General features: G+C 66.8%; 21 protein-coding genes and 1 riboswitch. Of the genes, 12 read left to right on the top strand and 9 right to left on the bottom strand.

Annotated elements, in window-relative coordinates; genetic code table 11:
• Positions 1 to 100: 100 nt before the first annotated feature.
• On the top strand, positions 101 to 1,225 hold the full coding sequence (locus ABKS89_RS27515; protein WP_348588346.1) for an O-antigen ligase family protein: 1,125 nt from the start codon (positions 101 to 103) through the stop codon (positions 1,223 to 1,225).
• Here ABKS89_RS27515 and ABKS89_RS27510 read toward each other — a convergent pair.
• Positions 1,209 to 1,859 (bottom strand): lipopolysaccharide kinase InaA family protein, encoded by a 651-nt coding sequence (locus ABKS89_RS27510; RefSeq protein ID WP_138213995.1) that lies wholly within the window; start codon positions 1,857 to 1,859, stop codon positions 1,209 to 1,211. The genes ABKS89_RS27515 and ABKS89_RS27510 overlap by 17 nt on opposite strands.
• A gap of 100 nt (positions 1,860 to 1,959) precedes the next feature.
• On the opposite strand from ABKS89_RS27510, the gene msbA reads away from it, so the two are divergent.
• From msbA to ABKS89_RS27480, 6 genes are all read left to right on the top strand, one after another.
• The gene (gene msbA / locus ABKS89_RS27505; protein ID WP_138213996.1) at positions 1,960 to 3,792 is read left to right on the top strand and encodes a lipid A export permease/ATP-binding protein MsbA; all 1,833 of its coding nucleotides are present in this window, start codon (positions 1,960 to 1,962) and stop codon (positions 3,790 to 3,792) included.
• A gap of 22 nt (positions 3,793 to 3,814) precedes the next feature.
• Positions 3,815 to 4,711 (top strand): GNAT family N-acetyltransferase, encoded by an 897-nt coding sequence (locus ABKS89_RS27500; protein WP_138213997.1) that lies wholly within the window; start codon positions 3,815 to 3,817, stop codon positions 4,709 to 4,711.
• 38 nt (positions 4,712 to 4,749) lie between these two features.
• Positions 4,750 to 6,162: a PIG-L deacetylase family protein gene (locus tag ABKS89_RS27495; protein WP_348588345.1), complete on the top strand. Its 1,413-nt coding sequence runs from the start codon at positions 4,750 to 4,752 to the stop codon at positions 6,160 to 6,162.
• 87 nt (positions 6,163 to 6,249) lie between these two features.
• Positions 6,250 to 7,674 carry a bifunctional D-glycero-beta-D-manno-heptose-7-phosphate kinase/D-glycero-beta-D-manno-heptose 1-phosphate adenylyltransferase HldE gene (hldE, locus tag ABKS89_RS27490; protein ID WP_348588344.1) on the top strand — a complete coding sequence of 475 codons (1,425 nt, stop codon included), beginning with the start codon at positions 6,250 to 6,252 and terminating at the stop codon, positions 7,672 to 7,674.
• A gap of 158 nt (positions 7,675 to 7,832) precedes the next feature.
• Positions 7,833 to 9,116 (top strand): acyl-CoA dehydrogenase family protein, encoded by a 1,284-nt coding sequence (locus ABKS89_RS27485; protein ID WP_348588343.1) that lies wholly within the window; start codon positions 7,833 to 7,835, stop codon positions 9,114 to 9,116.
• Positions 9,117 to 9,126: 10 nt separating this feature from the next.
• The gene (locus ABKS89_RS27480) at positions 9,127 to 10,332 is read left to right on the top strand and encodes an acyl-CoA dehydrogenase family protein (RefSeq protein ID WP_348588342.1); all 1,206 of its coding nucleotides are present in this window, start codon (positions 9,127 to 9,129) and stop codon (positions 10,330 to 10,332) included.
• A gap of 117 nt (positions 10,333 to 10,449) precedes the next feature.
• Here the strand turns inward: ABKS89_RS27480 and ABKS89_RS27475 are convergent, their stop codons facing one another.
• From ABKS89_RS27475 to ABKS89_RS27460, 4 genes are all read right to left on the bottom strand, one after another.
• Positions 10,450 to 11,361, bottom strand: coding sequence for a metal ABC transporter ATPase (locus ABKS89_RS27475; protein WP_138214002.1), 912 nt, complete (start codon positions 11,359 to 11,361; stop codon positions 10,450 to 10,452).
• A gap of 341 nt (positions 11,362 to 11,702) precedes the next feature.
• Positions 11,703 to 12,506, bottom strand: coding sequence for an aldo/keto reductase (locus ABKS89_RS27470; RefSeq protein WP_348588341.1), 804 nt, complete (start codon positions 12,504 to 12,506; stop codon positions 11,703 to 11,705).
• Entirely contained in the window at positions 12,503 to 13,678 is a 1,176-nt protein-coding gene (locus ABKS89_RS27465; RefSeq protein ID WP_348588340.1) for an NAD(P)/FAD-dependent oxidoreductase, read from the bottom strand. Before ABKS89_RS27465 ends, ABKS89_RS27470 begins: the two co-directional genes overlap by 4 nt.
• 78 nt (positions 13,679 to 13,756) lie before the next feature.
• Positions 13,757 to 14,089, bottom strand: coding sequence for a DMT family transporter (locus ABKS89_RS27460; protein WP_081515493.1), 333 nt, complete (start codon positions 14,087 to 14,089; stop codon positions 13,757 to 13,759).
• Between the two features lie 135 nt (positions 14,090 to 14,224).
• On the opposite strand from ABKS89_RS27460, the gene ABKS89_RS27455 reads away from it, so the two are divergent.
• Positions 14,225 to 15,109, top strand: a complete 885-nt coding sequence (locus ABKS89_RS27455) for a LysR family transcriptional regulator (RefSeq protein ID WP_081515494.1) — start codon at positions 14,225 to 14,227, stop codon at positions 15,107 to 15,109.
• Positions 15,110 to 15,369: 260 nt separating this feature from the next.
• A complete protein-coding gene (waaA, locus tag ABKS89_RS27450; protein ID WP_348588339.1) occupies positions 15,370 to 16,650 on the top strand; it encodes a lipid IV(A) 3-deoxy-D-manno-octulosonic acid transferase in 1,281 nt (426 codons plus the stop codon).
• Here waaA and ABKS89_RS27445 read toward each other — a convergent pair.
• The 3 genes from ABKS89_RS27445 to ABKS89_RS27435 all read right to left on the bottom strand — a co-directional run bounded on the left by ABKS89_RS27445 (position 16,631) and on the right by ABKS89_RS27435 (position 19,770).
• Positions 16,631 to 17,224: a helix-turn-helix domain-containing protein gene (locus tag ABKS89_RS27445; protein WP_081515496.1), complete on the bottom strand. Its 594-nt coding sequence runs from the start codon at positions 17,222 to 17,224 to the stop codon at positions 16,631 to 16,633. The two genes, waaA and ABKS89_RS27445, sit on opposite strands and share 20 nt — an antisense overlap.
• Before the next feature lie 163 nt (positions 17,225 to 17,387).
• Positions 17,388 to 19,337 (bottom strand): oxidoreductase, encoded by a 1,950-nt coding sequence (locus ABKS89_RS27440; RefSeq protein WP_348588338.1) that lies wholly within the window; start codon positions 19,335 to 19,337, stop codon positions 17,388 to 17,390.
• 82 nt (positions 19,338 to 19,419) lie between these two features.
• Positions 19,420 to 19,770, bottom strand: coding sequence for a EutQ-related cupin domain-containing protein (locus tag ABKS89_RS27435; protein ID WP_081515498.1), 351 nt, complete (start codon positions 19,768 to 19,770; stop codon positions 19,420 to 19,422).
• A gap of 335 nt (positions 19,771 to 20,105) precedes the next feature.
• Here ABKS89_RS27435 and ABKS89_RS27430 point away from each other — a divergent pair, with 335 nt between their 5' ends.
• Positions 20,106 to 21,179, top strand: a complete 1,074-nt coding sequence (locus ABKS89_RS27430; RefSeq protein ID WP_348588337.1) for an ABC transporter substrate-binding protein — start codon at positions 20,106 to 20,108, stop codon at positions 21,177 to 21,179.
• A 65-nt stretch (positions 21,180 to 21,244) separates the two neighbouring features.
• Complete coding sequence (locus ABKS89_RS27425) at positions 21,245 to 22,039, top strand: class II aldolase/adducin family protein (protein ID WP_253445944.1); 795 nt, start codon at positions 21,245 to 21,247, stop codon at positions 22,037 to 22,039.
• Positions 22,040 to 22,698: 659 nt separating this feature from the next.
• Here the strand turns inward: ABKS89_RS27425 and ABKS89_RS27420 are convergent.
• Positions 22,699 to 24,153, bottom strand: coding sequence for a TolC family outer membrane protein (locus ABKS89_RS27420; RefSeq protein WP_138214012.1), 1,455 nt, complete (start codon positions 24,151 to 24,153; stop codon positions 22,699 to 22,701).
• Positions 24,154 to 24,325: 172 nt separating this feature from the next.
• Positions 24,326 to 24,433: riboswitch (TPP riboswitch) on the top strand.
• Between the two features lie 113 nt (positions 24,434 to 24,546).
• Here ABKS89_RS27420 and thiC point away from each other — a divergent pair.
• Positions 24,547 to 26,427, top strand: coding sequence for a phosphomethylpyrimidine synthase ThiC (gene thiC / locus ABKS89_RS27415; RefSeq protein ID WP_138214013.1), 1,881 nt, complete (start codon positions 24,547 to 24,549; stop codon positions 26,425 to 26,427).
• Positions 26,428 to 26,476: the final 49 nt, after the last annotated feature.

Genomic DNA, 26,476 nt, shown 5'->3' with positions numbered 1-26,476 from the left:
GCCGATGAAAGATGTAATTGCTCCTGCCTGGAAATCCTGGTGCCCCACTGTGACCCCCACTGGCGTATCACAGCGCCGGGGAAGCCGGATAGCCGAGGCGATGCTGGGCATCGGCGTGCTCTGGAGCATCGCCGGGGTGATGCTGACACCCAGCATGAAGTTCTATTTCCAGATGGTCGCGCTGTTCGTCTACTTGCCGTCGTTGTGGTTGTGCATCACCCGCCGGCAGGAGCTCGGCCACCTGTTTCGGGCTCACCGGGAGTTGTGGCTTCTGCTGGCGCTGTTCGGCTGGGCGGTGCTTTCTCTGCTGTGGTCCAAGACGGGCAAGCCGGCGGGCAACCTCAAGAGTGTTTCGTTGTTCATGCTGTTCATCTTCGGCTGGGTGCTCTGGGCCCGCGCAGATGAGCGCCGGCTGCGCCTGACGATGTTGTCGCTGGCTCTGGTGGTCGGCCTCTATAGCGTGGCGGCACTCCTGTTCGCCCCGACCTATGGAATGGGGCGTCTGAGCGGGTTTGGTGGCTTCCTCGATAACCCCAATGCGGCGGCCTACTCGATCGCCTTCGTCACGGTGTTGTGCGTGCCGTTACTGCCGCGCCGCGGCTGGTCGCAGCTGCCCTGGGTGTTCCTGCTGGCCGCATCGCTGATCTACGTGGTGCTCTGCGGAAGTCGGGGGGCCTTGCTGGCGCTGATGGTCACCGCCATCTTCAGCTTGAGCCTGGTGCCGGGCCGGATCGCCAAGCTGCTTCCGTTGTTGCTTCTGGTAGGTGGCGCAACGCTGGTTGTCGTCGAGCCGGGGCTGATGGAGCGCGGCGACGCCGAGCGCTTCGAGCTGCTGCGCAACGCCTGGCCGCAGATCCAGCAGCATTTCTGGTTCGGCGTTGGGCTGGGGGGCGATTATTCGGTGACCAGCGGGAATTCCGTGTACGAGAACGGGGCACACAACTTCCCCGTGCACACAGCGATTCAATACGGCGTGCCGGCTCTGCTGGTATTCCTGATGCTGTGGGGATCGATCGGCTACCGCGCCTGGTGCTGCCGCTCGCGGGCGCTGGGTCTGTCGGTGATGCTGCTCTGGGTGTTCTCCAGCGTCGCCATGCAGTTCGACGTGTTCAGCCTGTGGGAGCGCACGCGCGCCATGTGGCTGATGCCCTGGGTGGTGATCCTGCTGGGGCTGAGTCTGGAGCGCTGGCCGCAGGTGCGGCCGGCGATCATGGAGCCGAACTGAGGACCTGCTGGAGTTCGGCCAGCGACCAGCGTACCCGGCTGCGAGCGAGGTAGGCCTGCGCCAGGCTCTGGGTATTGCCGGCCAGCAGCCACTGGCGATCCTGGGTATAGCGCAGCATGTGGGCGAAATTGCGTTTGCGCTGCTGGCGCGATAGCGCCCGGCGCTGCTTCTTCATGTCCGCGAGGTCGATCAGGCCCAGGGCGCCTTCGGGGGTCTTCACCACGTTGCCCAGGTGCAGCGAGCGGAAGTACACGCCCTGGTCATGCAGTCCGGCGATCAGCTCGCCCAGTTTCGCCGCCAGTTGCGTGTCCGCCTCGCCGGCTTCGATCACCTGGCGCAGCGTGTCGCCCGGCAGTGGCTGGTAGTGCACCGCGTCGCGGGCGATCTCGGGGATGCGGTACACCGCGATGATCTGCGGGCAGGGCACCGCCAGGCGTTGCAGCGTCTGGGTATTGTCGGCGAAGCGCTGTGCGTAGGGATAGAGCGCCGCCGAAGAGATCAGCCGCTTGCGCCGGAACAGTTTCAGGAAGTTGCCATCGGCCAGGCGCAGGACCTTGTCGCCATGCTTGTCGGCTTCCAGCACCTGGGCGCCGGCGCGCAGCGCTTCGTAGGCGGAGAGAGCGAGGTCTTGCATGGCGGGTCCCTGAATCGATAGCCGGCTATAGTAGCCCAGCCGCCGGGCAAACGAGAGCGCTGTGTTATAATCGCCGACCTTTTAAGCGTGCGATTCCTACATGTCCGGTAAAGAACCCCAGGCTCCTTCGAGCCTGAAGATCTACTTCCGACTGCTGTCCTATGTGCGTCCGTACATCGGGATGTTCCTGCTCAGCATCATCGGCTTCCTGATCTTCGCCGCGACCCAGCCGATGCTGGCGGGCATCCTCAAGTATTTCGTCGACGGCCTGGCCCATCCGGATGCCAAGCTGTTCCCCAATTCCTCCGTGGCCTGGCTCCGTGACCTGTCGCTGCTCTACGCAGTTCCGCTGCTGGTGGTGTTGATTGCCGTCTGGCAGGGCGTTGGTTCCTTCCTCGGCAACTACTTCATCGCCAAGGTTTCCCTGGGGCTGGTGCAGGACCTGCGTATCGCGCTGTTCAACAACCTGCTGACCTTGCCCAACCGCTATTTCGACAGCAATAACTCCGGCCACCTGATCTCGCGCATCACTTTCAACGTGACCATGGTCACCGGCGCTGCCACCGACGCCATCAAGGTGGTGATCCGCGAAGGCATGACCGTGGTCTTCCTGTTCCTCTCGCTGCTGTGGATGAACTGGAAGCTGACCCTGGTGATGCTGGCAATCCTGCCGATCATCGCGGTGATGGTGACGACCGCCAGCCGCAAGTTCCGCAAGCAGAGCAAGAAGATCCAGGTGGCCATGGGCGACGTGACCCATGTGTCGTCCGAGACCATCCAGGGTTATCGCGTAGTCCGCAGCTTCGGCGGCGAGCCCTATGAGCGCGCGCGCTTCCGCCACGTGACCAACGAGAACACCAGCAAGAACCTGCGCATGAACAAGACCTCGGCGATCTACACGCCGATGCTGCAACTGGTGATCTACAGCGCCATGGCGGTGCTGCTGTACCTCGTGCTGCTGCTGCGCGGCGACGCCACCGTTGGCGACCTGGTGGCCTACATCTCCATGGCCGGCCTGCTGCCCAAGCCGATCCGCCAGCTCTCTGAAGTCAGCTCGACCATCCAGAAGGGCGTGGCTGGCGCGGAAAGCATCTTCGAGCAACTCGACGAGCAGCCCGAGGTAGACAACGGCACCATCGAGCGTGACCGCGTACAGGGCCGACTCGAAGTGAAGAACCTCAGCTTCACCTACCCGGGCACCCAGAAGAAGGTCCTCAATGACCTGAACTTCAGCGTCGAACCGGGCCAGATGGTGGCGCTGGTCGGCCGCTCCGGCAGCGGCAAGTCGACCCTGGCCAACCTGATCCCGCGCTTCTACGACCACAGCGACGGGCAGATTCTGCTCGACGGCACGGACGTCGAGGACTACAAGCTGAGCAACCTGCGCCGGCACATCGCACTGGTGACCCAGCAGGTCAACCTGTTCAACGACAGCGTGCTCAACAACATCGCCTACGGCGACCTCGCCAGCCGACCGCGCGAAGCGGTGGAAAAGGCTGCCGATGACGCCTTCGCCCGCGAGTTCATCGACCGCCTGCCCGAAGGTTTCGAGACAGAAGTCGGCGAGAACGGTGTGATGCTTTCCGGCGGCCAGCGCCAGCGCCTGGCGATTGCCCGCGCACTGCTCAAGGACGCCCCGGTGCTGATCCTCGACGAGGCCACCTCGGCGCTGGACACCGAGTCCGAGCGGCACATCCAGGCCGCCCTGGAAAAGGTCATGGAAGGCCGCACCACCCTGGTCATCGCCCACCGCCTGAGCACCATCGAGGCGGCGGACCTGATCCTGGTGATGGACCAGGGCCACATCGTCGAGCGTGGCACCCACGACCAGCTGATCGCCCAGAACGGCTACTACGCCCGCCTGCACGCCCGCCAGTTCGCCGACGATCCGGTCGGTGGCAGCGAGGAAGCGCCCGTCGAGCAGCCGGTATGACGCAGGTGTGGAATACCCAGGGATGCTGAACCGTCTGCGAGTCTTCCGCGAACGCGGCTGGACGCCCATTGCGGCGGCCGACTATGCCTCAGCTTGGCAGCGCTTCGGCGGCAGCGTCGCCACCCACCCGGATGTGGTAGAGCGCCTGGCCCATCTGGCCGGCATTCCGGTGCGTTACCTGGGCTGGTTCGACGGGAATGAACTGCGAGCCGCCGTGCCGACCTGGGGGCGCAACCTGGCGCTGTCCAAGGACGTGCTCAAGCGCGAGGGCAAGAAGGCGCTGTTCGACCTGGGCAATGCCGAGATCATCCTGCCCATCGCCGAAGGTGCGCGCATCGAACTGCGCCATCAGGTGCGCTACCTCTCCGAGCTCAACCGCGAGCAGGTCAGCGACGCCCGCGAGCAGCCTGAACAGTTGGCGATGAACCGCGCGCCGGCCGACTTCTCGAAGAAATTCCGCTACAACCAGCGCCGCGAACAGCGCCTGCTGGAAGAGGCGGGCGGCGTGCTGCAGCCCATGAGCGAGCTGAGCCCCGAGGAGCAGGCGAGCATCTATGCCGACCTGTTCCAGCGTCGCTGGGAGTTCGAAGTGCCGGGCAAGGCACGACTGGCCGAAGTCTTCGGCCTGATGCGCGACTTCATGCGGGGTTCGCTGGTGCGCCTGGACGGCGAGCCGGTGGCGATCCAGATTCTCTATCGGGTCGAAGCGCCGAAGTGGGTCAGCGTCGAGTACATCAACGGCGGCGTGGCTCCGGAGAACCGCGAGTTCAGCCCCGGCAGCGTGCTCAGCTTCGTCAATACGCAAGAGGCCTGGGCCGAGGCCGAGGCGCTGGGTAAGCCGCTGCGCTATTCCTTCGGCCGCGCCGACCGCGAGTACAAGGACCGCTGGTGCCACCGCGTGCCGGTGTTCCAGGTCTGACGCCCCGCCCGCGAAAGCGGGCTTGATGGAGAGTCGCCATGAGCGCCCGCAAGCAGCACCTGCTCAAACAGCACCGCCGCAAGAAGCGCGCGGTTCTGCTCGTCGCCCTGCTGGCGCTGATCCTGCTGGGTATCTTCGCGCCCTGGTGGAGCGTGCCGCTGGCCGTGTTGCTCGGCTGGATCGCCCATGAGGCGTGGTTCGCTGATCACCTGTTCTATTCGCCGCGCGACGACTACCGCTACGACTTCCCCGAGGGCTCAATCGCCCTGCCGGTTTCCCTCGGCCCGCACGGCCTGCACGTCGCCACCGGTGCGCTGCCGGCGAGCGAGGAGACGCTGGTGCTGGAGATCGAGGTCAAGGCCTCGCTGCTCGGCCGCTGGCTCGACCCGCAGGTGCTGATCGAAGGTGTCGAATCCGATCGCCAGGACTTCGAGCGCGGCGTCAGCGGCAAGCGCTACATCAACCTGTCCGGCCAGGGCGAAGCGCTGCGTTCCGGACAGCTGCGCATCCGCAGCCGCCACTGCCGGCTGGCGCAGCAGGGCGTGCTGCACGCCTTCGACAATCCCGACTACGCCCGGCAGCGCCTGCTGATCATCGCGCCCCACGCGGACGATGCCGAGCTGGCTGCCTTCGGCCAGTACAGCCGCTGCCCGGAAGCCTGGATCGTCACCCTGACCCAGGGCGAGATCGAGGCTGAACACTACCAGCGGCTCGGACTGGGCAAGGCCGAGGCCGCTCGGCTCAAGGGCCGTCTGCGCACCTGGGACAGCATCGCTGCGCCGCTCTGGGGTGGTGTGCCTACCGAGCGCTGTGTGCAACTGGGCTACTACTGCCTGCAGCTGCCCGCCATGGCCGCCGAGCCGAGCCAGGCCTTCGGCTCGAAGGAGTCCGGCGAAATCGATATCCGCAGCGTGCGCGGCTTCAACCCCTTCGCGCTGCCAGGCGACAGCGACGGTGCGCCGACCTGGCTCAACCTGGTGGCCGACCTCACCGCGCTGATCGAGCACATCCGCCCGGAAGTGATCCTCACCGCGCACCCGGAACTGGACCCCCACGCCGACCACGTGCACGCCACCCGCGCGACGCTGGAAGCCATCGAGCGCAGCAGCTGGAGGCCGCAGACCCTGCTGCTCTACGCCAACCACCTGCACGACAACGACCGCTGGCCCATGGGTCCGGCCGACGGCGGCATCGCCCTGCCACCTTGTATCGAGGTATTGCCGGCCGACCCGCTGTGGAGCCCGGTACTGGACGCCGCGACCCGCGTCGACAAGGCCCAGGCCCTGGCCCTGCAGCATGACCTGCAGACTCCGCTCACCGGAAAGAAGCGCCTGCGTCGGCTGATCCAGCGCGTGCTCGCCGGGCGTCAGTGGCCGGCCACTGGCGACGACGAGTTCTTCCGCAAGGCAGTGCGCCGCCACGAGCTGTTCTGGGTGCGCAAAGTCCCGTAGCGATTGCCGTGACCGCCCGGTGTTCGGCGCAAGTCGCACTGGGCGGCTATGGTATTATCCGCGGCGATTTCGACCTGCGGAGTTCCCATGAAATTGACCATGCCCCGATTCGATCAGGCCCCCGTGCTGGTGGTAGGCGACGTGATGCTCGACCGCTACTGGCACGGCGCGACCTCGCGCATCTCGCCCGAGGCGCCGGTGCCCGTGGTGCGAGTCGAGCAGCATGAGGACCGCCCCGGTGGCGCCGCCAACGTCGCGCTGAACCTGGCCGCCCTCGGCGCCCCGGCCTTCCTGGTCGGCGTCACCGGCGTCGACGAGGCTGCCGACAGCCTGAGCGACAGCCTGCAGGCCGTGGGCGTGACCACCCGCTTCCAGCGCATCGCCGGCCAGCCGACCATCGTCAAGCTGCGCGTCATGAGCCGCCACCAGCAACTGCTGCGCGTGGACTTCGAGGAAGCCTTCCGCACCGACGCCGTGGCCCTGTCCGCCGACGTCGAGGCGCTGCTGGACCAGGTCCGCGTGCTGGTGCTCTCCGACTACGGCAAGGGCGCGCTGAAGAACCACCAGCAACTGATCCAGGCGGCCCGCCAGCGCGGTATCCCGGTGCTGGCCGATCCCAAGGGCAAGGACTTCGCCATCTACCGTGGCGCCAGCCTGATCACCCCGAACCTCTCCGAATTCGAAGCCATTGTCGGTCGCTGCACCGACGAGGCCGACCTGGTCGCCAAGGGGCAGAAACTGATGACCGAGCTGGAGCTCGGCGCGCTGCTGGTCACCCGTGGCGAACACGGCATGACCCTGCTGCGCCCCGGCCACAGCGCCCTGCACCTGCCGGCCCGTGCCCGCGAAGTGTTCGACGTCACCGGCGCCGGGGACACGGTGATTTCCACCCTGGCCGGCGCCATCGCCGCTGGTGAGGACCTGCCGCAGGCCGTGGCCCTGGCCAACCTCGCGGCGGGCATCGTCGTCGGCAAGCTCGGCACCGCCGCCATCAGCGCCCCGGAACTGCGCCGCGCCGTGCAGCGCGAGCAGGGCTCCGAGCGTGGCGTACTGAGCCTCGAGCAACTGCTGCTGGCCATCGAGGACGCCCGCGCCCACGGCGAGAAGATCGTCTTCACCAACGGCTGCTTCGACATCCTCCATGCCGGTCACGTGACCTACCTGGAACAGGCCCGCGCCCAGGGCGACCGCCTGATCGTCGCCACCAACGACGACGCCTCGGTGACCCGCCTGAAAGGCCCGGGCCGCCCGATCAACAGCGTCGACCGCCGCATGGCCGTACTCGCCGGCCTCGGCGCGGTGGACTGGGTCGTCAGCTTCGCAGAGGACACCCCCGAACGCCTGCTCACCGAAGTCCGCCCGGACGTGCTGGTGAAGGGCGGCGACTATGGCGTCGAGCAGGTGGTCGGTGCTGACATCGTCAAGGCCTGCGGCGGCGAAGTCCGCGTGCTGGGCCTGGTGGAGAACAGCTCCACCACCGCCATCGTCGAGAAGATTCGCCACCAGGGCTGATCCGCTCCGTCGCAAGCAGGGCGCTACCGGGTAGCGCCCTTTTTGTTGGGGGCAGGGCACTGACCGCTCTGCCAGTCATCGACGGCAAAGCGGTCATGGTCCCTGCGGCATTTTGCAGCGCATGATCGGGGCATCCACCCTCCGCGGAGCGAGATGCCATGACCACCGACGTGCAGGGCCGCGCCCTGGCCGTGCTGAACCGTGTCGCCCAGGCCGACTGGCCGGACCGACTGAAGCTGCGCAAACCCTTCGAAAGACTGCTCTACAGCGGCAGCCGCACCGGCTTCCGGCTGGCCAGCGAGCGCGCCGCCAAACAGCCCAAGAAACCACGCAAGGCCGACCCGGACGGGCTGTTCGACCTGTCCCTGTCCGACGAGCAGCAGATGCTCGTGGAGATGCTCGAAGGTTTCGCCGCCGAAGTACTGCGCCCGGCTGCCCATGAGGCCGACGCCAAGGCCAGCCTGAGTCTCGAGCTGCTGGCCCAGGCGCAGGAGCTGGGCCTGACCCATTACGGCGTCAGCGAGGTACATGGCGGCATGGCCGGCGAGCGCACCGTGGTGACCAACGCGCTGATCGCCGAGTCCCTCGCCCGTGGCGACCTGAGCCTGGCTGCCGCGCTGCTGGTGCCGCTGTCGGCCGCCAACTGCATTCGCCGCTGGGCTTCGCCGCAACAGCAGGCGCGCTGGCTGCCGGCCTTCGTCAGCGAAGAAGCGGCGCCGCTGATCGCCATCGCGGTGAACGAGCCGCAGTTGCTGGCCGATCCTCTGCGCCCGGCCACCAAGGCGCGCAAGCGGGGTTCGAGCTACACGCTGACCGGCGAGAAGTGCCTGGTCGTGCGTGGCGTGGATACGCAGAAGCTGATCGTTGCAGCGGATGCCGGTGACGGCCCGGCGCTGTTTCTCGTCGATACCCGCGCCAAGGGCGTCGAAGTGCGCGCCGAACCGGCCATGGGCCTGAAGGCCACCGGCACCGCGCGGGTTCGCTTCAAGGGCGTGAAGGTTCCGGCCGAACAGCGGCTGGCGGCGGAGCGCTTCGACTACCAGGCCTTCCTCGATCACACCGCACTGGCCTGGTGTGCGCTGGCCGTAGGCACCGGGCAGGCCGCGCTGGACTACGTGATCACCTACTGCAACGAGCGCGAGGCCTTTGGCGAGCCGATCAGCCATCGCCAGGGCGTGGCCTTCATGGTCGCGGATATCGCCGTCGAACTGGACGCCATGCGCCTGATGGTCTGGCGCGCCTGCGCGCTGGCCGAGCGTGGCGAGGCGTTCCACCGCGAGGCTTATCTCGCGAAGCTGCTCTGCGCTGAGAAGGCGATGAAGATCGGTACCGACGCGGTGCAACTGCTCGGCGGCCACGGTTTCACCCAGGAACACCCGGCCGAGCGCTGGTACCGCGACCTGCGCGCCGTCAGCCTGATGGCTGGCGGCCTGCACCTGTAAGGAGCTTTGCATGTACCTCGAGACGCCGAAGAAATTCCGCACCTTGCAGAATCAGGCCCGCCAGGTGGCGGAGAACTACCTGCGACCGATTTCGCGCAAGTACGACAAGGCCGAGCACGCCTACCCCAAGGAGCTGGACCTGCTGGCCGCGCTGCTGGACGGTATGAACGCCGGCTCGCCGGACGCCGTCGGCGCCACCTCGGCCAGCAAGCGCAAGGCCGGGGCGGAGGAGGGCGTGAAGAACGGCGGCAATCTGTCCGCCTGCCTGGGCGTGATGGAGATGTGCTGGGGCGACACCGGCCTGCTGCTGGCGATGCCGCGCCAGGGCCTGGGCAACGCCGCCATCGCCGCGGTAGCCAACGAGGAGCAGCTCAAGCGCTTCTCCGGCACCTGGGCGGCCATGGCCATCACCGAGCCGGGCTGCGGCTCGGACTCGGCGGCGATCCGCACCACCGCCACTCGCGACGGTGATGACTATCTGCTCAACGGCGAGAAGATCTTCGTCACTTCCGGCGCCCGCGCCGACGCGGTGGTGGTCTGGGCGACCCTGGACAAGAGCCTCGGCCGTGCGGCGATCAAGTCCTTCGTGGTGGAGAAGGGCACGCCGGGGATGACCGTCACCCGCCTGGAGAAAAAGCTCGGCATCAAGGCGTCGGACACCGCGTCCATCAGCTTCAGCGACTGCCGTGTGCCGGCCGCCAACCTGCTGGGCAATGCCGAGATCGACGTGCAGAAAGGTTTTGCCGGGGTGATGGAAACCTTCGACAACACCCGTCCGCTGGTCGCTGCCATGGCCATCGGCGTGGCCAAGGCTTCGCTGGACCGCACCCGCGAGCTGCTGAAGAAGGCCGGCTGTCGCTTCGATTATCGCCAGCCGCTGCTCAGCGCCAGTCATGCCGAAGCGACGCTGTATCGCCAGGAGGCCGAATGGGAGGCGGCACGCCTGTTGACCCTGAAGGCCGCCTGGATGGCCGACAATCGCCTGCCCAACTCCAAGGAGGCTTCCATCGCCAAGGCCAAGGCCGGGCGAGTGGCCAACGAGGTGACGCTGAAGTGCGTCGAGCTGGCCGGCGCACTGGGCTATGGGGAAGAGGAACTGCTGGAGAAGTGGGCGCGGGATTCGAAGATTCTCGACATCTTCGAAGGCACCCAGCAGATCCAGTTGCTGATCGTCGCGCGGCGGTTGCTGGGCAAGAGTTCCAGTCAGCTGAAGTGAACGGTCTTCGACCGTTCATCGCGGGCATGGCCCGCTCCTACAGGGGAAACCTGCTTTTGTAGGAGCGGGCCATGCCCGCGAACCGGCCGTCAGGCCGGAGTGATCATGTCGGCGGGATCAGGCCGTGCGCCGCCCGCTGCCGGCATTACCGGCGGCGGGCGGCCACTGCTCCATCCATTCGCGGAAGCGGATGCGTTCCTCGCGCACGAGCCAGCCATCCTGCTCGGCAAAACTCTCTGACAGCCACAGGCCACGGGTGCTGGCCTTGCACAGCTCGCCCTTGCTCAGGGTGAACAGCTCGCCGGTCGGCTCGCCGTGCTCCAGCGGCAACAGGTAGATATCCGGGCGACGGCGGTCCAGCCGCGCCACCAGCGGGCCGCTTTCGAGTTTCTCGTCGACATGGAACAGGCTGACCTCGCGGGCATCCTTGGGCAGCTCCATGCGCAGGTCGTAGACCAGCTGCAGTGAGGCCGTCGGTAGGTGCACGTAGGCCTGCGGGCGCTCCAGCAGGCGCAGCGCGCCGGCCTGCACCGGACGCGAGGCTCCGGAAAGCGGGGTCAGGGAGAAGTGGCTGCTCTCGCGGTAGCGCAGGATGCCCTCGTAGGGCGTCGGCAGCCAGGTGTCGCCGAAGCGCCCGCCGAGCCAGCCGTCGGCGGTCTCCACCAGGCATTCCTCGGCCACTTCCTGGATCGCGGTAAGCAGCGGCAGGTTCAGTTCGTGGGCCGGCACGTAGCCGGAAATCAGCTTGAGCACCGTGTCGCCCCGGTCCAGGCGGCGCTGGCGCACCAGGATCCAGTGGTCGCGGCCCTGGTAGTTCAGGGTCAGGCGCACCGAGACGCCAAGATTGGCCAGTTCGGTGACGAAGCGTTCAGTCTCGTTGATCTCGATGGGGCGGCGCTTTTCCAGGACCTGGGCGAAGTTCAGGGGCTTGCCGAGGGTCTGGTAGATGAGACTTTCCGGGCTGGCTTCCACCAGCAGCGGCAGGGTCTTGAAGGCGGTCGGGTCCTTGCGGGCGAGCGTACGGGGCATAGGGTCTTCCTTCTCGTACAGGGCGTCGTACAGGGCGCCGGGTTGCGCTGACGCATCCTCTTCCAGTGACAACTGGCAGGCGACGCCGACGCGAACGCTGACCGTCTGGTGGGGACGGTCCGGCCGATCATTCAATTACGGGGTCGCTACAACCTAGACAGCCTGACACCGCTCCTGGTGTCATCGAAAATCCAAAGGATTTCCGGATTTTTCCCTGAAAGGCTTGGCGATTCCGAGGCTTTTGCGTGGGAATCGCCGGCTGGCGACAGTTTCTGTGTCCACGGTTTTCGCCGGGGGAGTTGGAGCATGGCACAGGAATACGTAATCCACATGACCGCCGATCAGCGGTCGAGGACCTCGGCGGCGATGTTCACGTTGTGCGCGAGATGCAGCGGATTGATGGTGCCAACGATGGCGCTGGCGACACCCGGATGGCCCAGCACCAGCTCGAAGCTGGCGCGCACCGGGTCGACGCCGGGGGCGAGGGTAGCGTGGCCGCTGGCCAGGGCCTTCTTGATCAGGATGCCGCGGCCATGGGCCTGGGCATGGTCGATCACCGGCTTTTCCGCCTGCTCGTTGAGGTTGTAGGTGACCATCGCGCAGTCGCCGCGCTCCAGGGCCAGCAGGCCGCCGTCGGCAGTCTTGCCGGAGAAGCCGAAGCCGCGGATCAGCCCTTCGTCCTTCAGGCGCTCCAGGGTCGCGTAGACCTCGGTGCCACGCAGGATGTCCAGGTCGTTGCCGTCGGAATGCACCAGCACCAGGTCGATGTAGTCGGTTTCCAGGCGTTGCAGGCTGCGCTCGACCGAGCGGCGCGTGTGGGCGGCGCTGAAGTCGAACTGCGACTGGCCGCCGACGAACTCCTCGCCGGTCTTGCTGACAATCACCCACTGGTCGCGCTGGCCGCGCAGCAGCGGGCCGAGGCGCTCCTCGCTGTGGCCGTAGGCCGGAGCGGTGTCGATCAGGTTGATGCCCAGCTCGCGGGCCAGCGCGATCAGGTCGGCAGCCTCGCGGTCATCGGGGATGCGGAAGCCTTCGGGGTACTTCACGCCCTGGTCGCGGCCGAGCTTCACGGTGCCCAGACCCAGCGGCGAGACGTTCAGGCCGGTGCTGCCCAGCGGGCGATGCAGGTGATGCAGGGTCTTCATCCGAGCAGTTCCTCCCACACCGGGCGGGCCATGGCCGGGCGCGGCAGGTCCGGCAGGGCGACGTTCGCCTGTGGGCGGATGCCGCTCTTCTCCAGGGACTCCAGCACGCGGTCGGCGAAGTTCGGCGCCAGGGCCAGCTTGGTCGGCCAGCCGACCAGCAGGGCGCCGTCCTCGGCGAGGAAGGCGCTGTCCGGGCGTAGCAGGTTGTTCTGCGAGGGTTCGGCGCGGTCCACGCGCAGGGTGGCCCAGCGAGCGGCGGAGAGGTCGATCCACGGCACCAGCTTGTGCAGCTCGCGCTGCGCCTCGGCGATCTGCTCGGCCTCGTTGCGCGCCACGCCGCCGGCTTCGGCGATGTCGCCGCCCAGGTACCAGACCCAGTCGCCGTTGCTCAGCGGGTGGGTGGTGACGGTAACGCGCGGTTTCGGCCCGCCGCCAAGGCAGTGGGCGTACAGCGGTTTCAGGGTCGGCGCGGTGACCAGCACCATGTGCAGCGGGCGACGCTGCATCTCCGGGCGCTCCAGGCCCAGCTCGCGCAGCAGGGCCTCGTTGCCGGCGCCGGCGCTGAGCACCACGCGTTGGGCGCGAATCTCACGGCCATCCACGCGCAGGCCTGCCAGCTTGTCGCCGTCGTGCAGGGCTTCGATGCGTTCGCCGGCCAGCAGGCTGTCACCGGCCAGTTCGGCCAGGCGGGCGACCAGGCTGGGCACGTCCAGCACCAGTTCGGTGAGGCGGTAGGCCTTGCCCTTGAACGCCTTGTCCTGCAGGGCTGGCGGCAGGTCGCTGCCCTTCACCTGGGCGACCCGGCTGCGCACCGCCTTGCTGGCGAAGAAGCTGGTGAGGTTGCCGGCCAGGCCGCCGGGCGACCACAGGTAATGGGCGTCGGACAGCAGGCGCACGCCACGCAGGTCTACCTCGCCGGTGCCGGCCAGGCAGTCGCGCCACAGTGCCGGCATGTCGGCGATGGCTTCCGAGGCGCCAGTCAGCGCGCCGTGCAGCGCGTACTTGGTGCCGCCATGGATGATCCCCTGCGAGCGCATGCTCTGCACGCCGCCCAGCGCAGTGTTCTCCACCAGTACGGTGGAGAAGCCGGCGCGCCGCAGGCGGGCATTGAGCCAGAGACCGGCGATGCCGCCGCCGACGATGAGGATGTCGGTGCTCAGGGATTCGGACATGAAAACGCCTCGAGGGGAAAACGAAGCGCGCAGTATAACCCGATGGCGCGCGGCGACAGGCCGCGCACCATGGCCACATCAGTGACCGGCGTTGCCGGAGAACAGCTGGATCACCACCACGCCGCTGACGATCAGGCCCATGCCAAACAGGGCCGCGGTATCGAGCTTCTGCTGGTAGAGCACCAGCGCCGCGATGCTGACCAGCACGATGCCCAGGCCCGCCCAGATCGCGTAGGCGATGCCGACCGGAATGCTGCGCACCACCAGGGTGAGCATCCAGAAGGAAATGGCGTAGCCGACGATCACCAGCACCAGCGGCAGGGGCGTGGAGAAGCCCTTCACTGATTTCAGCGAAGCGGTGGCGATGACTTCGGCGACGATGGCGATGGCGAGGTAGAGATAGCCGGGCATGGTGGGTGCTCCCCGGAACGACACGCCGCTCGGTATGAGCGACACGCAGCTGACGTTCGAATCTGCCGGGCATTCTAGTCCCCCGGATGATGGGATAAAGTCATTACCTATCTGAATTGGAGATGGGTGTCGGCCATGCAGTGGAACCTGGATCAGTTGCGACTCTTCGTCAGCGTCGCCGATCAATCTTCCTTCTCGGCGGCGGCGCGACAGCTGCAGCGCGTGCAGTCGGCGGTGAGTTCCTCCATCGCACTGCTGGAGAGCGACCTGGGCGTGACCCTGTTCGAGCGCAGCAGCGGCCGCCAGCCGGTGCTGACCGGCGAGGGCAGGGCGCTGCTGGATGAAGCCCGCGAGGTGCTGCGCCAGTGCGAGCGCCTGGAAAGCCGGGCGCTGGCGCTGGTGCGCGGCACCGAGCCGTTGCTGCGCCTCGCGCAGGACGAGGCGATGCCCTACCAGCCGGTGCTTTCCGGGCTGCAGGCGCTGGCGCAGGAGTTCCCCACCTTGGAGGTGCAGCTGGCCAGCGGCGCCCAGGGCGACGTGGCGCGCAAGCTGCTGGAGCGCCGCGCCGACCTCGGCCTGCTGTTCCATCATGAGGGCATGCCCGAGCAACTGGAGCGGCAGCGGCTGGGCACCATCGAAATGGTCACCGTGTGCGGCGCCGGGCACGAGCTGGCCAGGCTGGACTACGCCGACCGTCGTGAGCTGGCGCGGCATCGCCAGTTGCTGATGGCCCCGCAGGACAGCCACTACCCCGGCGGCGAGCAGATCAGCCCGCTGGTCTGGCGCGCCGACAGCTTCTACGCCATGGCCGAACTGCTGATGCGCGACCTCGGTTGGGCCTGGCTGCCGACCCACGTGGCGCAGTACCCGGCTTACCAGCCGCTGCTGGTGGAACTGGCCAGCGACTGGACGCCGCCGCCGCTGGTGGTAGAGCTGGTCTGGCGCCGCGACGAGCCGTTGGGGCCCGCGGCGCAGTGGTTGGGCGAGTGCTTTGCGGAGCATCTTGCTTCGCCGGTATGACTGGCTTCGCTTGGAAATAGCTGGCTTGCCCGGATAAGTCTCTGCCTGCGCTTTCCCTCACCCCAGCCCTCTCCCAAGGGAGAGGGGGCAGATCGTGCCGGCTCACACCACGATTTCATCCTGCACCGAACGGTCCCCTCTCCTGCTTGCGGGAGAGGGTTAGGGTGAGGGGCTCTTGCTCTCGGCCGCGCGGAGGCTTCGGCGTTGCGGTGAAACGTGGTGCAGCCTGCTGGCCCGCGAATTTGCTAATCTCCGCCGCCATGAACCGGACCCTCTATACCCTGCTGTTCCACCTGGGCCTGCCGCTGGTCGCGCTGCGCCTGTTCCTGCGTTCGCGCAAGGCGCCGGCCTATGCCCAGCGCGTCGGAGAGCGCTTCGCCCTCGGCCTGCCGGCGCTCAAGCCCGGTGGCATCTGGGTGCACGCGGTGTCGGTGGGCGAGAGCATCGCTGCCGCGCCGATGATCCGCGCGCTGATGCAGCGCCACCCCGGCCTGCCGATCACCGTCACCTGCATGACGCCCACCGGCTCCGAGCGCATCCGCGCGCTGTTCGGCGACCAGGTGCAGCACTGCTACCTGCCCTACGACCTGCCCTGGGCGGCGGCGCGCTTCCTCGACCGTGCGCAGCCGGTGCTGGGCGTGATCATGGAAACCGAGTTGTGGCCCAACCACATCCACCAGTGCGCCAAGCGCGGCATTCCGGTGGCGTTGGCCAACGCGCGGCTGTCCGAACGCTCGGCGCGCGGTTACGCACGCTTCGCCGGGCTGACCCGGCCGATGCTGGAAGAGATGAGCTGGATCGCCGTGCAGACCGAGGCCGAAGCCGAGCGCTTCCGTCAGTTGGGCGCGCGTCCGGACTGTGTGAGCGTGACCGGTTCGATCAAGTTCGACCTGACCATCGACCCTGAACTGCTGGCACGCGCCGATGACCTGCGCACCCAGTGGCAGGCGCAGCAGCGGCCGGTGTGGATTGCCGCCAGTACCCATGGCGGGGAAGACGAGATCGTCCTCGCTGCGCATCGCCAGTTGCTGGAAAAACACCCGGAGGCGCTGCTGATCCTGGTGCCCCGCCACCCGGAACGCTTCAACCCGATGTTCGAGCTGTGCAGCCGCGAAGGCTTCCGCACCCAGCGGCGTTCGACTGGCGAACGGGTGACGGCAGATACCCAGGTGCTGCTGGGCGACACCATGGGCGAGTTGCTGTTCCTCTATGCGCTGGCCGATGTCGCCTTCGTCGGCGGCAGCCTGGTGCCCAATGGCGGGCACAACCTGCTGGAACCGGCGGCGCTGGGCAAGCCGGTGCTGTCCGGCCCGCACCTGTTTAACTTCCTGGAAATTGCCGCGCAACTGCGCGAGGTCGGCGCGCTGCGCGAAGTGGCCGATGCGCCTTCGCTGGCGGTGGCGGTGGCCGCCCTGTGGGACGAGCCGGCTTCTGCCGAGCGCATGGCCGATGCCGGTCTGGGCGTGATGAAGGCCAACCAGGGTGCGCTGGAGCGTTTGCTGGATGGCCTCGGGCGACTGATCAGAAAGTCGGCGGCGTAATTACCCAGAGCACCACGGCATCCACCTCGCCGGGGTTGCCGTAGCGGTGCGGCTCCTGGCTGGAGTAGCTGAAGCTGTCGCCTTCGTTGAGCACGAAATGCCGCTCGCCCACCCAGAGCTCGAAGGTGCCGCTGAGCAGGTAGCCGGCTTCCTCGCCGTCGTGGCTGTAGCTCTGCTGGCTGTAGGTGCCGGGCGGAAACTTCGAGTGGAGGATTTCCAGCTGGCGGCTGGGCTGCGGGCTGAGCAGTTCGTCGACGATGCCGTCTTCGTAATGCACGCTGGTGCGGGCATTGCGGCGCACCACGTAACCGGCGTCGGCCGGGTCGACCTGCACTTCGCTGGCGAAGAACCACTGGATGGTGACGCCCAGGCTGCGGGCGATGTTGAACAGCGCCGGGATCGACGGATAGGCCAGGTTGCGTTCCAGTTGGCTGATGTAGCCGGCGGTGAGTCCGCTCTGCTCGGCCAGCTCCGCCAGCGTCATGCCACGGCGCTTGCGCAGGCCGCGGATGCGGGTGCCGAGGAACTGCGCTTCGGCGTTGGCGGGGGCTTCCTGCGGGGCTTTGCGGCTCATGCGGCGGTGGTCCTGGCGATTGGCGTCGTGAGGCATTCTAAACAATGCGCCGGGGCTGTGGATGTGCCGGTTTGCCAGGCGACGCAGGAGTCGACCTGTAGGAGCGCGCCATGCGCGCGATCGCGGGCATGGCCCGCTCCTACAGGGGAGTGCCTTTTCAGGCTCAGATCGCCCAGCCCGCCTTGAGCCCTTCGTAGATCGCTTCCTCCGCCGTGCGCGGCGCCAGGCAGTCGCCGATGCGGCGGACCTCGGCGAGGTCGGCGATTTCGTCGGCCAGTTCGTCCACCGGCTGGTGGCCCTGGCAGAGCACCAGGGTGTCGATGTTTTCCACCAGCATCGGCTCGCCGCTGGCGGTGTGCTGCAGGTACACGGTGCTGTCGTCGACGCCGTACAGGCGCGCATAAGGGGTGATGGTGATGCCCAGGCGGTGCAGCTCGCCGGCCATGTGGTCGCGCACGTAGAGCGGCAGGCTTTCACCGGCGTGGGTGCCATTCACCGCCAGGTGGACCTGGTGGCCGTCGCGCACCAGGCGCTCGGCGATGCCGGGGGCGATCCAGTCGGCGCGCCAGTCGGTGACCAGCACCGAGCGGCCCAGCTTCACTTCGCCGCGCAGCACCTGCCAGGCGTCCACCACCTGCAGTTCGCCGGCTTCCTCGTAAGGCGGGCGGTAGGGTTTGGCGCCGGTGGCGACTATCACCACGTCGGGGCGTTCCTGCTCGACCAGTGCGCGGTCGACGCGAGTGTTGCGGCGCACTTCGACACCGGCCAGCTGCATCTCGCGCTGCAGGTTGGTGGAGGCGCCGCCGAACTCCGCACGGCGCGGCAGCAGCTGGGCGAGGTTGACCTGCCCGCCGAGCTGACCGCTGGCTTCGCACAGGGTGACCTCATGGCCGCGCTGCGCCGCGACGGCGGCGGCCTTCATGCCTGCCGGTCCGCCGCCCACCACCAGCACGCGCTTGCGCTGGGTGGCCATCTTGCGTTCGGCGTAGATCAGCTCGCGGCCGGTTTCCGGGTGCTGGATGCAGGAGATCGGGTAACCGCGGTGGAAGTGGCCGATGCACGCCTGGTTGCAGGCGATGCAGGCACGCACGTCTTCGACGTGGCCGCTCTCGGTCTTGCTCGGCATCTTCGGGTCGCAGATCAGCGCGCGGGTCATGCCGCAGACGTCGGCCTGGCCACGGGCGACGATCAGCTCGGCCTCCTGCGGCTGGTTGATGCGCCCGGTGACGAACAGCGGAATTTCCAGGTTGCGCTTGAAGGTGCCGGCCTCGTTGGCCAGGTAGGCCGCTTCGATGGCCATCGGCGGGACGATGTGGATGGCGCCGCCCAGTGACGCCGAGGTGCCGGCGACGATGTGCACATAGTCCAGCGAGTTCTGCAGGCCTTTCACGCCCTGCAGCGATTCGTCTTCGGTGAGGCCTTCCGGATCGCGCTCATCGGCGGAGATGCGCAGGCCGATGATGAAGTTTTCGTCGGTGGCGGCGCGCACGGCGGCGATCACTTCGCGGGTGAAGCGCAGGCGCGCGTCGAGGTCGCCGTTGTAGCCGTCACTGCGGCGGTTCACCCGTGGGTTGAGGAACTGCGCCGGCAGGTAGCCGTGGCTGGCGACCACTTCCACGCCGTCGATGCCGGCGGCATGCAGGCGTCGTGCGGCGTCGGCGTAGCCCTGGACGATCTCGTCGATCATCGCCTGGCTCAGCTCGCGGGGCATCACCCGGAAGCGTTCGTTGGGCGAGGCGGACGGCGCATAGGCGACGGCCAGCAGGCCGTCGCTGGACTCCATGATCTCGCGGCCGGGGTGGAACACCTGCGACAGCACCACGGTGCCCTCGGCGTGGCAGGCCTCGGCGATGCGCCGGTAGCCGGGGATGCACTCGTCATCGGTGGCCATCAGCACGTGGGAGGTGTAGCGGGCGCTGTCGTGCACGCCGGCGACCTGCAGCACGATCAGGCCGACGCCGCCTTTGGCGCGGGCGGTGTGGTAGGCCACCAACTGGTCATTGACCAGGTTGTCGGTGGGCATCGAGGTGTCGTGCCCGGTGGACATGATGCGGTTCTTCAGCTCCTTGCCGCGGATGCGCAGCGGGCTGAACAGGTGGGGAAACTGGCTCATCGGGCAACTCCGGATTCTTGTTGTGGTGCAGCTTGGGGTGCAGCGTTGGAACGCCGGCCGCGTCGGGCGGCCGGAAGCGGACTCAGGCGTTGCGCGCCTGCCAGTCCACCGGGTAGAGCGCGTAGAACACGCAGGCTTTCTCGCCTTCGTAGGCCAGCGGCGTGCGTTCGGGGACCCAGATCACGTCGCCCGGCTTGGCGTCGATCACCTGGTCGGCCAGGCGCAGGCGGAAGTTGCCTTCCAGCACCACGATCAGCTCGTCGTAGAGCACCGTCCACTCGATGGACACACCGTCGAAGCGCGCCAGGCCCGCACCCATGGTTTCGCTGTCCGCCGGGCCGATCAGCCGGCAGATGGCGGCGCGTTCGATGTCCTGCCCACCGTAGGGCTGGAACTGCAGGGCGGATTGCTGGAAGTGACGGACCTGGGACACGGCGGCTTCTCCTCACATGGAAAATGTTGTTTAAGTTATTCCTATGGAAATTTACCGTCAGTAAAAAATCAACTTGTTTTTTTAAAAGTGACTGGGTAGTTTCGATAACGCACCCGGAGTACTCCGGGGCAACCGCGACGTGCTCCACAACAACTACAAGAGGAGAGGCGCATGAACCGTCCCGTACGGTCCCCCCTCGCCTGGCGGGCCCACCCGCTGGCAATCGATTTCTCTCTGCCCTGCCTTTCCTGCAACGTTGTTTCGGCGCGCCCGTCCAGCGTGTGCGCGGCCATCCCGGCTGCGCCCATTGCCACCTATGACTGGGGGTATGCTCGATGACTTTCCACCGCAACAACTTCCATAAGCGCTCCTTCCTCAAGACCGCCGTCTCGCCGCTGCTGCTCGCCCTCGGGCTGTGCTGCGGCGCCGCCCAGGCCGCCGAGAACATGGTCGTGGTCGGCTACGGCGGCGCCGGTCAGAAGGCCCAGGACGCGGCCTTCTTCCAGCCCTTCAGCAAGCAGTCCGGGGTCGGCGTGACCCAGACCGAGTACAACGGCGAGATGGCGCGCATCAAGGTGATGGCCGATACCGGCCATGCCGACTGGGACGTGGTGCAGATCGAAGGGCCGGACCTGGCCCGTGGCTGCGATGAAGGCCTGTTCGTGCCGCTGGACTGGCAGCAGATCGGCAACAAGGACCAGCTGATCCCCAACGCCGCCAAGGACTGTGGTTCCGCCGCCCTGGTGTGGGGCGTGGCCATCGCCTACGACGCCGACAAGCTCAAGCCGGCGCCGCAGTCCTGGGCGGATTTCTGGGACGTGCAGAAATTCCCCGGCAAGCGCGGTCTGCGCAAACGCGCCATCTACAACCTGGAGTTCGCCCTGATGGCCGATGGCGTGAAGCCTGCGGACGTCTACAAGGCACTGGGCACCAAGGCCGGCGTCGACCGCGCCTTCGCCAAGCTCGACCAGATCAAGCCCTACGTACAGTGGTGGGAGGCCGGCGCGCAACCGCCGCAGTGGCTGGCCGCCGGTGACGTGGTGATGACCACCACCTACACCGGGCGTATCGCCGACGCCTTCAAGGCCGGGCGCAACCTGCAGCTGGTCTGGCCGGGCAGCCTGTACGGCATGGACTACTGGGCGATCATCAAGGGCTCCACGCACGTCGATGCGGCCAAGCGCTTCATCGCCTTCGCCAACGGCGCCGATGCGCAAGTCGACTACGTGAAGCACATTGCGTATGGTCCGACCAACACGCAGGCCGCCGAACGCCTGCCAGCCGACCTCGCTGGCTGGGTGCCGACCTCGAAGCAGAACCTGCCCGTGGGCCTGGCGATGGACGACGAGTTCTGGGTTGACCACGGCGAGGAGCTGGAAGAGCGCTTCAACGCCTGGGCCGCGCAATGACCAGATCGTGACCGTGACGCCGGGGCAATCGCTCCGGCGCCTTTTGCCTTGAGGAGGAGAGCACCATGACGTCGCTGCAGGCGCCGGCCCCGAGCCGCGCCACCTGTTCGCCCGAAGAATGGAAACTGCGCGAGGAGCTGGCGGCCTGCTACCGCCTGATCGCGCACTACCGCATGACCGACCTGATCTTCACCCACATCTCGGTACGCATCCCCGGTCCCGAACACCATTTCCTGATCAACCCCTACGGCCTGATGTTCGACGAGATCACCGCCTCCAGCCTGGTGAAGATCGATCTCAGCGGCCATGCCGTGGAGCCATCGCCGTACAAGGTCAACCCGGCCGGCTTCGTGATCCACAGTGCCATCCACGGGGCTCGCGAAGACGCGCAGTGCGTGTTGCACACCCACACCCGCGCGGGTTGTGCGGTGGCGGCGCAGGCCTGTGGCTTGCTGCCGCTGAACCAGATCTCCCTGGAGTTCTACGGACGCCTCGGCTACCACGACTACGAAGGCATCGCCCTGTCGATGGACGAGCAGGAGCGCCTGGTACGCGACCTGGGTGACCACTACGGCCTGATGCTGCGCAATCACGGTCTGCTGACCGTAGGGCAGACGGTGCAGCAGGCGTTCCTGCGCATGTACTACCTGGAGAAAGCCTGTGACATCCAGCTGGCTGCTCAGGCGGGCGGTGAGCTGGTGATCCCGCCGGAAGAGGTGTGCCGTCACACCGAGCAACAATTCAACGCTCCGGCGCGGCCGCTGGCGGAAGGGGAGCTGAGCGACCCGGATGGCTACGACCTGGCGTGGTCGGCATTGCTGCGCATGCTGGACCGGGTGTCGCCGGGGTATCGCGACTGACCGGCGCGTTCCGCTGGCGCTGAGGCGCCCCCTGTAGGAGCGGGCCCTGCCCGCGATCCACCGGCAGGGCCGGCGCTTTCCTTTGCTCCGGTGCTGCCGTTCTGCTGCCTTGGCTTGGGTGTTCCTGCGCCGCTCTGGTGTGCTCAGGCTTCCTGTTTCGCCCCCTCAGAAACGTAGGGCGTACAACCGTTCGCGGTTGTACGCCGATGCGGCTGGGACGAGTCGTAAGGTCTGAAACTGCCTGCCATGCTTTTCTGTCGGGCGTTCAGCGCCGCGTCGGTGCGCGCGGGGAGATTTGGTTTCGCCTCTCGGCGAGTCACTTCTTCCAAGCGCCGAAGAAGTAACCAAGAAGGCTTGCCCCTCCATCCGGTTTTTCGCCCAGGCGAAAGATTCCCTCGTTGAAACGAAGTTTCAGGGGCACGCGCTGACGGGCCATCCCTGGCCCGACAGCGCTCTCGCGACATCCATGTCGCTCAACCCCTGAAACTCCGCTTCAACGAGGCCTCCTGAAAGGGGCCGTTCGGAGTGTGCGGGTGTTTCGCTGGAAGTCTCTGAAGAGCCAGAGCTAGCGCAGGGCAGAGGTCAGAGCGATGTGGTGCCTGAAGTCGGCATCAAAGAAAAAGCCCCGCACTGCGGGGCTTTTTCGTGGGGCTGCTGGATCAGTACTTGCCCTTGGAGTTCAGCTGCGCCTCGGCGGCCTTGGCCAGGTCCGGCGGGAGGAAGTCCTTGTCCGGGTTGTAGTCCGGTTTCAGGTACGCGCCCAGTGCCTCCAGGTCGCTCGGCGCGAGGGTGCCGGCGGTCTGCTTGAGGCTCAGGTTGTCGAGGATGTAGTCGTAGCGGGTGTTGTTGTAGTCGCGCACCGAGTTGTACAGCGAACGCTGGGCGTCCAGTACGTCGACGATGTTGCGGGTACCGACCTGGTAACCGATCTCGGTGGCTTCCAGCGAGCTCTGGTTGGAGATGATCGCCTGGCGACGCGCCTTCACCTGCTCCACGTCGGTGTTCACCGCGCGGTGCTGGTTGCGGGCGTCCTGAACCACCTGGCGGCGTTCGCTTTCGCGCAGCTGCTCGCTCTGGTTCAGGCGCTGGTAGGCCTCGCGGACCTGGGAACTGGTCAGGCCGCCGCTGTAGATCGGTACGTTGAGCTGCAGGCCGATGCTGCTCTGGTCGACGTACTTGCCGTAGTGGGGCTCACCCGGCAAACCGGAGTTGGAGAAGCCCAGGGCATCGTTGTCGCCCTTCTGGTACTGGGCCACGGCATCGACGGTCGGCAGGTGGCCGGCCTTGCGTTGGCGCAGGGTTTCTTCGGCAGCGTCGACCGCGTAGTTGCTGGCCTGCAGACGCAGGTTCTGCTGGACCGAGGTGTCCACCCAGGCCTTGGCGTCGTTGGGCACCGGTGCGACGACCGGCAGCGAGTGGAGGATGCCCTCGATGGAGCTGTACTCGCGGTTGGTCAGGGTCACCAGGGACTGGAAGGCGTCATCCACCTGCTGTTCGGCCACCAGGCGGTTGGCCCGCGCGGTGTCGTAGCTGGCCTGGGATTCGAGCACGTCGGTCTTGTCGGAGAGGCCGACGTCGAAGCGTTCGTTGGACTGGTCGAGCTGGCGCTTGAACGCCGCTTCCTCGGCCTTGCTGGCGGCCAGGTTGTCCTGGGCGCGGAGCACGCCGAAGTAAGTCTGGGCGGTCTGCAGGATCAGCTGCTGCTGGGTTGCGGAGAATTCCAGCTGGGCCTGTTCGGTGGTGTTTTCCGCAGCCTTGAGCTGGAACCAGCGATCAGCGCGGAACAGCGGCTGGCTCAGGCTCGCCTGGACCAGCTGGGTGTTGCGGTTCAGCGTGGCGCTGGGGGTGTCCAGCGAAGTGCGGGTGCTGCCCGTGCTGGCGCCGGCATTGATCTGCGGCAGCAGGCCGGAGCGTGCCTGGGGCACGGCTTCCTTGCGCGCCAGGTAGTCGGCCTGGGCAGCGGCGAGGTCGGCGTTGTTGTCGACGGCATCTTTATAGACGCTGATCAGGTCGGTCTTGGTGGGCAGAGGTGTAGCGGCCGGAGCGGGCTGTGCAGCCCAGGCAAAGCCTGTCGTTGCGGCTACAGCGACAGCCAGAGAGAGTCTGCGCAGCATTCGTTCATCCTGGAAAGTGATGCGAGGTGGGGCAAGGCTACGGTCGCCGCCGGTGGCGGTCAAGGCACGTTCGTACGAGCCTTCCGAGGCAGGAGTGTAGCCGCGTGTAGGCAATTGCGCGTTTTCGGCCGGGCGGCGTTGGCTTATCCGTGCGCACTTGATTAGACTGCGGGCGTTCTTGTCGGGGTGCCCCATTGCGAGGGGCTGAGATCGGATAGTTCCGGATCCCGTTGAACCTGATCGGGTTAGCACCCGCGTAGGGAACAAGAAGTACGCATCCCGCGGCGCATTCCGCCCCGGCCCCAGCCCTCTCCGGGATGCGTCCCTTCGCTGCAGCTAGCAGCTCCTCTCGTCCCAGGTTCTCCCCCGGCAATCAACCCCAGGAGAGCCAGGATGAGCACCCAGAAAAACAACGTCACCCGCCTTGAACAGCTGGACCGCCAGTCGACCCAGCCCTTTCCGAATTCGAAAAAGGTCTACCTGACCGGCTCGCGCCCGGACATCCGCGTCCCCGTGCGGGAAATTTCCCTTGCCGATACCCCCACCGCCTTCGGTGGCGAGAAGAACGCCCCGGTCATGGTCTACGACACCTCCGGCCCCTACACCGACCCGGACGTGCGCATCGACCTGCGCAAGGGCCTGCCGGACGTGCGCTCGCGCTGGATCGACGAGCGCGGCGACACTGAAATCCTTCCCGGCCTGACCTCCGAGTTCGGCCAGTCGCGCCTGGCCGACGCCAGCCTCGACGCCCTGCGCTTCGCCCACGTGCGCACCCCGCGCCGCGCCAAGGCCGGCGGCAACGTCACGCAGATGCACTACGCGCGCCAGGGCATCATCACGCCGGAGATGGAATACATCGCCATCCGCGAGAACATGAAGCTGCAGGAAGCCCGCGCCGCCGGCCTGCTGGACGCCCAGCACCCGGGGCAGAGCTTCGGTGCCAGCATCCCGAAGGAAATCACCCCCGAGTTCGTCCGTGAGGAAGTGGCCCGCGGCCGCGCGATCATCCCGGCGAACATCAACCACATCGAACTGGAACCGATGATCATCGGCCGCAACTTCCTGGTGAAGATCAACGGCAACATCGGCAACAGTGCGCTGGGTTCTTCCATCGAGGAAGAGGTGGAGAAGCTCACCTGGGGCATCCGCTGGGGCGCCGACACGGTGATGGACCTGTCCACCGGCAAGCACATCCACGAGACCCGTGAGTGGATCCTGCGCAACAGCCCGGTACCCATCGGCACCGTGCCGATCTACCAGGCGCTGGAGAAGGTCAACGGCGTCGCCGAGGACCTGACCTGGGAAATCTTCCGCGACACCCTGATCGAGCAGGCCGAGCAGGGCGTGGACTACTTCACCATCCATGCCGGCGTGCTGCTGCGCTACGTACCGCTGACCGCCAAGCGCGTCACCGGCATCGTCTCCCGTGGTGGCTCGATCATGGCCAAGTGGTGCCTGGCCCATCACCAGGAGAATTTCCTCTACACCCACTTCGAGGAAATCTGCCAGATCATGAAGGCCTACGATGTCAGCTTCTCGCTGGGCGACGGCCTGCGTCCGGGCTCGGTGGCCGACGCCAACGACGCCGCGCAGTTCGGCGAGCTGGAGACCTTGGGCGAGCTGACCCGCATCGCCTGGAAGCATGACGTCCAGGTGCTGATCGAGGGCCCCGGCCATGTGCCGATGCACCTGATCAAGGAGAACATGGACAAGCAGCTGGAGTGCTGCGACGAGGCGCCGTTCTACACCCTCGGCCCGCTGACCACCGACATCGCGCCGGGTTACGACCACATCACCTCGGGCATCGGTGCGGCGATGATCGGCTGGTTCGGCTGCGCCATGCTCTGCTACGTCACGCCCAAGGAGCACCTGGGCCTGCCGAACAAGGATGATGTGAAGACCGGCATCATTACCTACAAGATCGCCGCGCACGCCGCCGACCTTGCCAAGGGCCATCCGGGCGCGCAGATCCGCGACAACGCGCTGTCCAAGGCGCGCTTCGAGTTCCGCTGGGAGGACCAGTTCAACCTCGGTCTGGACCCGGACACCGCCCGCGCCTTCCACGACGAAACCCTGCCCAAGGATTCGGCCAAGGTGGCGCACTTCTGCTCCATGTGCGGGCCGAAGTTCTGCTCCATGAAGATCACCCAGGAAGTCCGTGACTACGCCAAGGAGAACGGCCTGACCGATGAGCAGAAGGCCATCGAGGCCGGCTTCCAGGAGCAGGCCACGCGCTTCAGGGACGAAGGCTCGGTGATCTACAAACAGGTGTGACACCCGCGCCCGGCTCTTCGCGGAGCCGGGCGTTTTCGCTCCATCCCAA

The organism is Pseudomonas sp. LABIM340 (genome assembly GCF_040017195.2).
Taxonomy (GTDB): domain Bacteria; phylum Pseudomonadota; class Gammaproteobacteria; order Pseudomonadales; family Pseudomonadaceae; genus Pseudomonas.
This window is presented reverse-complemented; position numbering and strand designations above follow the sequence as displayed.

Bases quoted from the DNA above. Each gene is read 5' to 3' on its own strand.
- ABKS89_RS27515 (WP_348588346.1), top strand. From the start codon at position 101: ATGCTGGGCATCGGCGTGCTCTGGAGCATCGCCGGGGTGATGCTGACA.
- ABKS89_RS27510 (WP_138213995.1), bottom strand. From the start codon at position 1,859: ATGCAAGACCTCGCTCTCTCCGCCTACGAAGCGCTGCGCGCCGGCGCC.
- msbA (WP_138213996.1), top strand. From the start codon at position 1,960: ATGTCCGGTAAAGAACCCCAGGCTCCTTCGAGCCTGAAGATCTACTTC.
- ABKS89_RS27500 (WP_138213997.1), top strand. From the start codon at position 3,815: ATGCTGAACCGTCTGCGAGTCTTCCGCGAACGCGGCTGGACGCCCATT.
- ABKS89_RS27495 (WP_348588345.1), top strand. From the start codon at position 4,750: ATGAGCGCCCGCAAGCAGCACCTGCTCAAACAGCACCGCCGCAAGAAG.
- hldE (WP_348588344.1), top strand. From the start codon at position 6,250: ATGAAATTGACCATGCCCCGATTCGATCAGGCCCCCGTGCTGGTGGTA.
- ABKS89_RS27485 (WP_348588343.1), top strand. From the start codon at position 7,833: ATGACCACCGACGTGCAGGGCCGCGCCCTGGCCGTGCTGAACCGTGTC.
- ABKS89_RS27480 (WP_348588342.1), top strand. From the start codon at position 9,127: ATGTACCTCGAGACGCCGAAGAAATTCCGCACCTTGCAGAATCAGGCC.
- ABKS89_RS27475 (WP_138214002.1), bottom strand. From the start codon at position 11,361: ATGCCCCGTACGCTCGCCCGCAAGGACCCGACCGCCTTCAAGACCCTG.
- ABKS89_RS27470 (WP_348588341.1), bottom strand. From the start codon at position 12,506: ATGAAGACCCTGCATCACCTGCATCGCCCGCTGGGCAGCACCGGCCTG.
- ABKS89_RS27465 (WP_348588340.1), bottom strand. From the start codon at position 13,678: ATGTCCGAATCCCTGAGCACCGACATCCTCATCGTCGGCGGCGGCATC.
- ABKS89_RS27460 (WP_081515493.1), bottom strand. From the start codon at position 14,089: ATGCCCGGCTATCTCTACCTCGCCATCGCCATCGTCGCCGAAGTCATC.
- ABKS89_RS27455 (WP_081515494.1), top strand. From the start codon at position 14,225: ATGCAGTGGAACCTGGATCAGTTGCGACTCTTCGTCAGCGTCGCCGAT.
- waaA (WP_348588339.1), top strand. From the start codon at position 15,370: ATGAACCGGACCCTCTATACCCTGCTGTTCCACCTGGGCCTGCCGCTG.
- ABKS89_RS27445 (WP_081515496.1), bottom strand. From the start codon at position 17,224: ATGAGCCGCAAAGCCCCGCAGGAAGCCCCCGCCAACGCCGAAGCGCAG.
- ABKS89_RS27440 (WP_348588338.1), bottom strand. From the start codon at position 19,337: ATGAGCCAGTTTCCCCACCTGTTCAGCCCGCTGCGCATCCGCGGCAAG.
- ABKS89_RS27430 (WP_348588337.1), top strand. From the start codon at position 20,106: ATGACTTTCCACCGCAACAACTTCCATAAGCGCTCCTTCCTCAAGACC.
- ABKS89_RS27425 (WP_253445944.1), top strand. From the start codon at position 21,245: ATGACGTCGCTGCAGGCGCCGGCCCCGAGCCGCGCCACCTGTTCGCCC.
- ABKS89_RS27420 (WP_138214012.1), bottom strand. From the start codon at position 24,153: ATGCTGCGCAGACTCTCTCTGGCTGTCGCTGTAGCCGCAACGACAGGC.
- thiC (WP_138214013.1), top strand. From the start codon at position 24,547: ATGAGCACCCAGAAAAACAACGTCACCCGCCTTGAACAGCTGGACCGC.